This window comes from Enterobacter cloacae complex sp. GF14B, from assembly GCF_004136805.1.
Taxonomy (GTDB): domain Bacteria; phylum Pseudomonadota; class Gammaproteobacteria; order Enterobacterales; family Enterobacteriaceae; genus Enterobacter; species Enterobacter hormaechei_C.
Map to the genome: position 1 here is coordinate 21,398 of NZ_QFRV01000063.1, position 6,095 is coordinate 27,492.

At 55.7% G+C, this 6,095-nt stretch carries 3 protein-coding genes; 2 read left to right on the forward strand and 1 reads right to left on the reverse strand.

Annotation, left to right across the window (positions count from 1 at the left end):
* Positions 1–4 precede the first annotated feature (4 nt).
* The gene (locus tag DD606_RS18190; protein ID WP_022651161.1) at positions 5–748 is read right to left on the reverse strand and encodes a DeoR/GlpR family DNA-binding transcription regulator; all 744 of its coding nucleotides are present in this window, start codon (positions 746–748) and stop codon (positions 5–7) included.
* A 733-nt stretch (positions 749–1,481) separates the two neighbouring features.
* Between DD606_RS18190 and DD606_RS18195 the strand changes: the two genes are divergently transcribed.
* Positions 1,482–2,819, forward strand: a complete 1,338-nt coding sequence (locus DD606_RS18195; protein WP_023324619.1) for a TolC family outer membrane protein — start codon at positions 1,482–1,484, stop codon at positions 2,817–2,819.
* Positions 2,820–2,940: 121 nt separating this feature from the next.
* Positions 2,941–6,095, forward strand: a 3,155-nt coding sequence (locus tag DD606_RS18200; RefSeq protein WP_129258960.1) for an Ig-like domain-containing protein, incomplete at its 3' end; no start/stop codon positions are given.

A 6,095-nucleotide genomic window follows, 5' to 3' on the forward strand; every position in this document is an offset into this window, starting at 1 on the left:
CACGTTAATGTGCGCAAACGGTAACCTGCACGGCGCTATGGTCCCCGAGCTCTGCCCAGGGACGATCTAAAAACAGTTGATGAATCTCGGATAACCCTGACACCAGATACGGTTCGCACTGGTTGAGTTTTAGATGGTCGGCGACTACCCAGTGCGCCTGGCTTGCGGCCAGCATGGCACGCTTCACTTCGGCATCCGCCTCCTGACTGGCGCTCAATCCGAGTTCGGCATGGATGGCGCATGCGCCAAGGATGGCAATATCCGCCCGGTAGCGAGAGAGCAGTGAAAGGGTGGCGCTTCCGGCAAACAGGCGCTGTTTCTGATCCCACTTTCCACCGAGCAGGATCAGGTCGATACCTTCCCGATCGCTCACCTGTTGGGCGATATCAAGAGAAGGGGTGATGATGGTCAGCGGCCCATGAAGGAAAGAGGCAACGGCCAGCAGTGTGCTTCCGGCATCCAGAAACAGCGTCGAGCCCGCAGGCACGCATTGCGCAACCTGTTTACCCAGCCGCTGCTTGATTTCAGGCAGCAAGGTATTCCTGCTAACCCGGTTCATCGTCGAGAGATTCAGCGCGATGGCGCCACCATGGTTTTTTTGTGCCAGTCCCTGTTTTTCCAGGTCGGTCAGATCGCGACGGATGGTGTCCGCTGAAACCTGCAATCGATCTGCCAGCTCGGTAATGCTGGCCTGGCCTTGTTCAGTAATGATATCAAGCACATATTTCTGTCTGGCGGTTTTATGCATGGGCGCAGTATCCTGCAAAATGTCGCAATACTTCGCAGTTTACAGCATTTTGCAGAAAAGGGAATCGGGACAGGCGCGGGATGTTATCCAAAAACAGTTTAATGGTGTGATTATTGATATCGCATTAATCAGTCATCAAAAACATGTATGTATCTTTTAGGTATGTTGTTATCGCTATGTTTTACTTATAAATTTGGCTTAAGCTGCCACATTCCAGCGCCTAATTGATATTTATAACTAATTTGTAATTATAAATTAGTGTATATATCTAACAATCTGTGTTTATAAAGTAAAATAATCCAGTTTTATTCGGTGGATTACTTAAATTGACATTTCTTTGAAAATCTTTGTGTCTGATTCGGGATGAAATTAACGCAAAAATGTACACCGGGGTATTTTAGAATTTTCTTTATATTACAGGGGGTTTATTTGTTTCATCTGAAAGGTCTTTTATAACGTTTTGTCCAGAAACCCCATCTTTTTTCTTATTTGTAACAACACATTAACATTGCGGGTGTGGTTGCTTATATCACATTTTGTTATGCTGCGAATCACTAAATATTTAAGTAAATTCTTAAAAGAAAAAAAGGATTGAACGGCTCTCGTCTCAATTGAAATGGGTTAGGGGAACTCTTGCCCGGAATTAATGGAGAAGGGGCAATGGATTTCTGGCGAATTATTTGTACCTCTTCCTGGGTATTTATTTGGCTATCACCTGGAGTCGGGGGATATTATGAAGATGAAATGCAATAACAGGTTACTCAGATTATCTGCCTCCCTGACCTTAATTTCGTTGGTGGTGACTGCGGCTAATGCAAATAACGGCCAGGCGGGGATATCTCCCGTTGCGGCAATGACGATGAAAGAAAGTATTCTTTTCGCTCTCGATCGCGACCCCTCGGTGAGTCAGCAGGCGGCACAGCTGGGGATCGGCCAGGCACAAATAGACGAAGCGCGCAGTGGCTGGATGCCACAAATAGCCCTGAACGGGAGTACAGGTCACAGCCAGACCACCGATTCAAGCGGCTCGTTGCGAAATTCCGCAGCCTGGGGCCTGAGTCTGACGCAGCTGGTGTACGATTTTGGCAAGACCAACAACAGCATCAGCCAGTCTTCAGCTCAACGTGACAGCTATCGCTACCAGCTGATGAGCACGATGTCTGCCGTCGCGGAAAAAACGGCGCTCAGCTATGTGGAAGTGAAACGCTACAGCGATCTGTTGCAGGCGGCAAAAGAGAACGTGCAGGCGCTTAAAAACGTTGAGCAGCTGGCAAAACTCCGCGCCGACGCTGGCGTAAGCTCCACCTCTGATGAGCTTCAGACCCGCACCCGTATTGCCGGGATGCAGGCGACGGTAGAGCAGTACAATGCGTCCCTGAACAGCGCCCGCGCGCGGCTGGCGGTATTAACTGGCATACAGGCTGAACGCTATTCACCGGTTCCGGGAGGTCTGGCCGTGGAGCCGGATTCTCTCAATCGGATTGATTATTCACTGATCCCAACGGTGATGGCCGCGCAGAACATGGAGCGCTCAGCCCAGTACGGCGTAGAAACCGCGAAGTCTCAGCACTGGCCGACCTTAAGCCTGAAAGGGGGCCGGACCCGGTATGAGTCGGATAATCGCGCGTACTGGGATGATCAGATCCAGCTCAATATTGACGCACCGCTTTATCAGGGCGGCGCGGTCTCGGCGCGCGTCCGTCAGGCCGAGGGCGCAAGGGCAATGGCATCGTCGCAGGTCGATCAGGCCCGTTTTGATGTCCTGCAAAAAGCCTCCGTCGCACAGGCCGACTGGACCGGGGCGCGTGGACGAATGGAAGCCGGGAAGCGTCAGCTGGAAAATGCGTTGCGCGCCCGCGATGTCTACAAAAATGAATATACCCTGAGCAAGCGCAGCATTAACGATCTGCTCAGCGTGGAGCAGGATGTCTGGTCTGCCACCTCAGCGAAAATAATGGCTGAATACGATGGCTGGAGTGCGGCGATTAATTACGCCTCCGCGGTGGATAATCTCATGCCGCTTATCGGAATAGAGAAAAACGCTGCCGCGAAATTACCTGATTTAAGTTAAAAAAAGGCGCGCCTTTCTGCGCGAAATAAGTCAGACAATAATGGGTGATTTTTCCCAAGGATAGCTACATCCCTCTGGTGGACATATCCACAGGAATACGCGCACCTGCAAGGAGAAGAATATGAGTACCGCAAAAGTTGTTGATGTCATCATTCGCAAAACGGCAGAGAAGACGAAATTAACCGGTGAAGGGAATCTCTCGGTCTCTATTTCCTCACCGAGCGTGATTGAAATTCAGGGTTCTGCTCAGGACGTGGTGCGTTATGTCCGCCAGGGGAATGACCTCCTCATTTATATGAAAGATGGCAGCGTGATCCGCTGCAATAATTATTTTGTCGAAGACACGGAAACCCATAATCATTCCGAACTGGTATTTAACGATAACCAGGCGTTGACGCATATTTCATTTGCCGATGCCGGCGAAGCATCAGGCGTTGCCGCCACCGAATTAACCGCCCAGGCTGCACCCATTAGCAGCATTGAACCTTTCCTGGAGCAGGGAAGCGTATTAAGCGATGCGCCGTGGGGCTGGATTGCCGGTGCGGCGTTAGGGGGCGGTGCGATCGGCGCACTGCTGGCTCACGGCGGCGATGGCGAAACCAAAACGAAGGTTATTGATAATACGAAAGAAGTCGAAAGCGCTACGCCGACATTTTTGCTGGCGGACAACGCGGGTGACAAGCAGGGCGTGCTGAGTGCAAAAGAGGTCACGGATGATAACACCCCCACCTTCAGCGGTACCGGGCAGCCGGGCGCGACCATTCAGGTTAAAGACGGCAGCGGCAGCACCATCGCCAGCACCATGGTCGCGAAGGACGGCACCTGGACGGTAACACTCCCGACCCAGGCGGACGGGGAACATACCTGGTCCGTCGTACAGATCGACGGCAGTAAAACGACCTCTGCGGGCAGTATTACCGTAACCGTTTCTACAGCGGATACCAGCGTGACGCTCGCCGCCACGGCGGGCGATAACGTGATCAACGCCAGCGAGCAGGCCGCTGGCTTTACGCTGTCCGGCACCAGCAAAAACCTGGCGCAGGGAACGGCGCTTACCGTCACGCTCAACGGTAAAACCTATACCGCAGAAGTGGGGGCAAACGGCGCATGGAGCGTGAAGGTCCCTGCTGCCGACGCACAGGCGCTGGGCGATGGTACCTGGACGGTCAACGTCAGCGGAAAAGACGCGGCGGGCAACACCGTGTCCGGCAGCCAGACGATTGGCGTGGATACCGCCTCGCCAGTGATCTCTGTCGACACGATCGCCCAGGACAACATCATCAACGCGGCTGAACATAATCAGCCGCTGACGCTGACGGGGAAAACCGATGCGGAAGCGGGCCAGATTGTGACGGTCACGCTGAACGGCAAAAATCACACGGCGACCGTGGGCAGCGACGGCAGCTGGTTCGTTACGCTTCCGGCCAGTGAAGTACAGACGCTGGCTAACGGCGAGCACACCCTGACGGTAAACGTCAGCGACAAAGCGGGTAATGGGTCCTCCATCACCGCCGATTTCACGGTCGATACCGCAGCGCCAGTGGTCACTATCAACACCGTCGCGGGCGACGACATTCTGAACACCAGCGAGCAGGGGCAGGCGCAGATTATTTCCGGCCAGGCGAACGGCGCGGCGGAGGGCGACGTTGTCACCGTGACCGTTGGCGGCAAGACCTTTACCGGTGTCGTTCAGGCGGACGGCACCTGGAGCGTCGGCGTGCCTGCCTCCGTCATTGGCGCGCTGGGGGAAGGTAGCCACAGCATTTCGGTTGCCGTGACCGATGCGGCGGGCAACACCGGCAGCGCGACGCACGGCATTACGCTGAGCGGCAACCCGCCGGAATTTACCCTTGATCCCATCAGCCAGGATAACGTCCTGAATGCGCAGGAGGCCATGCAGCCCCTGAGCCTGAGCGGGACCAGTAATCTGCCGAACGGCAGCGCTGTCACCGTGACGCTGAACAACGTTAACTATCAGACCACCGTTGAGAACGGTCGCTGGTCCGTTCAGGTGCCGGTCTCCGACGTGCTGGATCTGGCGAATACCCTTTACACCGTCAGCGTCAGCGGCACCGACAGCGTGGGTAACAGCGGCTCCGCCGAGGCGAATCTGCTGGTAGACACCGTGCTGCCGCAGGTGATCGTCAACACCTTTGCCGGGGATAACCTGGTCAATAACGCCGAAGCGGCGGTTGACCAAACCCTCAGTGGACGCGTCACCGGCGCGGCGGCGGGCGATACCGTTTCTGTCACCGTGGGCGGCAAGAGCTACACCGCGACGGTTGGCAGCGACCTGAAATGGAGCGTGACGATCCCATCGGCCGACCTCCAGGCGTTTGGCGACGGCGATTTAACCTTCAGCGCCTCTGTCACCAATGCGCACGGCAATACCGGCACCGGCGAACGTGATATCAACATCAACGCCGAACTGCCGGGCCTGCGCGTGAACACGATCTCTGGCGATGACGTGATTAACGCCATCGAGCAGCAGCAGGATCTGGCCGTCACCGGCTCCAGCACTCATCTGGCCGAAGGCACACAGATCACCGTTACCATCAATAATGTCGAATACGTCACCACGGTTAACGCCAGCGGCAGCTGGCAGATTGGCGTGCCGGCGGCGGACCTTCAGGCATGGACGGCGGGAGGCATGACCGTCAGCGTCAGCGCGGAAGATGCCTGGGGCAACACCGTGGCGGCTGAACACCCGATCGAGCTTGACCTGAATGCGGTGGCTGTCACCATCGATACCGTAACCACTGACGATATGCTCAACGCGGCGGAAAAAGGCGCGGATGTCACGCTTTCTGGTCAGACGCAGGGCGTGGAGGCCGGGCAGACCGTAGTGGTGAAATTCGCGGATCAAACCTTTACCGCACAGGTGCAGCAGGACGGCTCCTGGCACCTGACCGTTCCGGCGAGCGCGATGGAAACGCTGATCGACGGGCGTGCGCAGGTGAGCGTCAGCGTGACTAACGTCAACGGCAACAGCGCGGACGCCTCACGCGTGGTGATCGTCGATACGCAGCCGCCAGCCATTACGCTTGATAACCTGACCGACGACAACATCATTAATGCGGCAGAAGCGCAGCAGGATCTGGTGCTCAGCGGCAGCACAACCGCTGAAACGGGCCAGACGGTCACCGTGACGCTGAACGGTAAATCTTACCAGACCACGGTACAGGCGGACGGTCGCTGGCAGCTGAACGTGCCTGCCGCCGACGTAGGCGCGCTGACCGATGGCAATGTCACCGTGACGGCCACCGTCACTGACGT

Coding starts and splice junctions, on each gene's coding strand:
- DD606_RS18190 (WP_022651161.1), bottom strand. CDS start 748: ATGCATAAAACCGCCAGACAGAAATATGTGCTTGATATCATTACTGAA.
- DD606_RS18195 (WP_023324619.1), top strand. CDS start 1,482: ATGAAGATGAAATGCAATAACAGGTTACTCAGATTATCTGCCTCCCTG.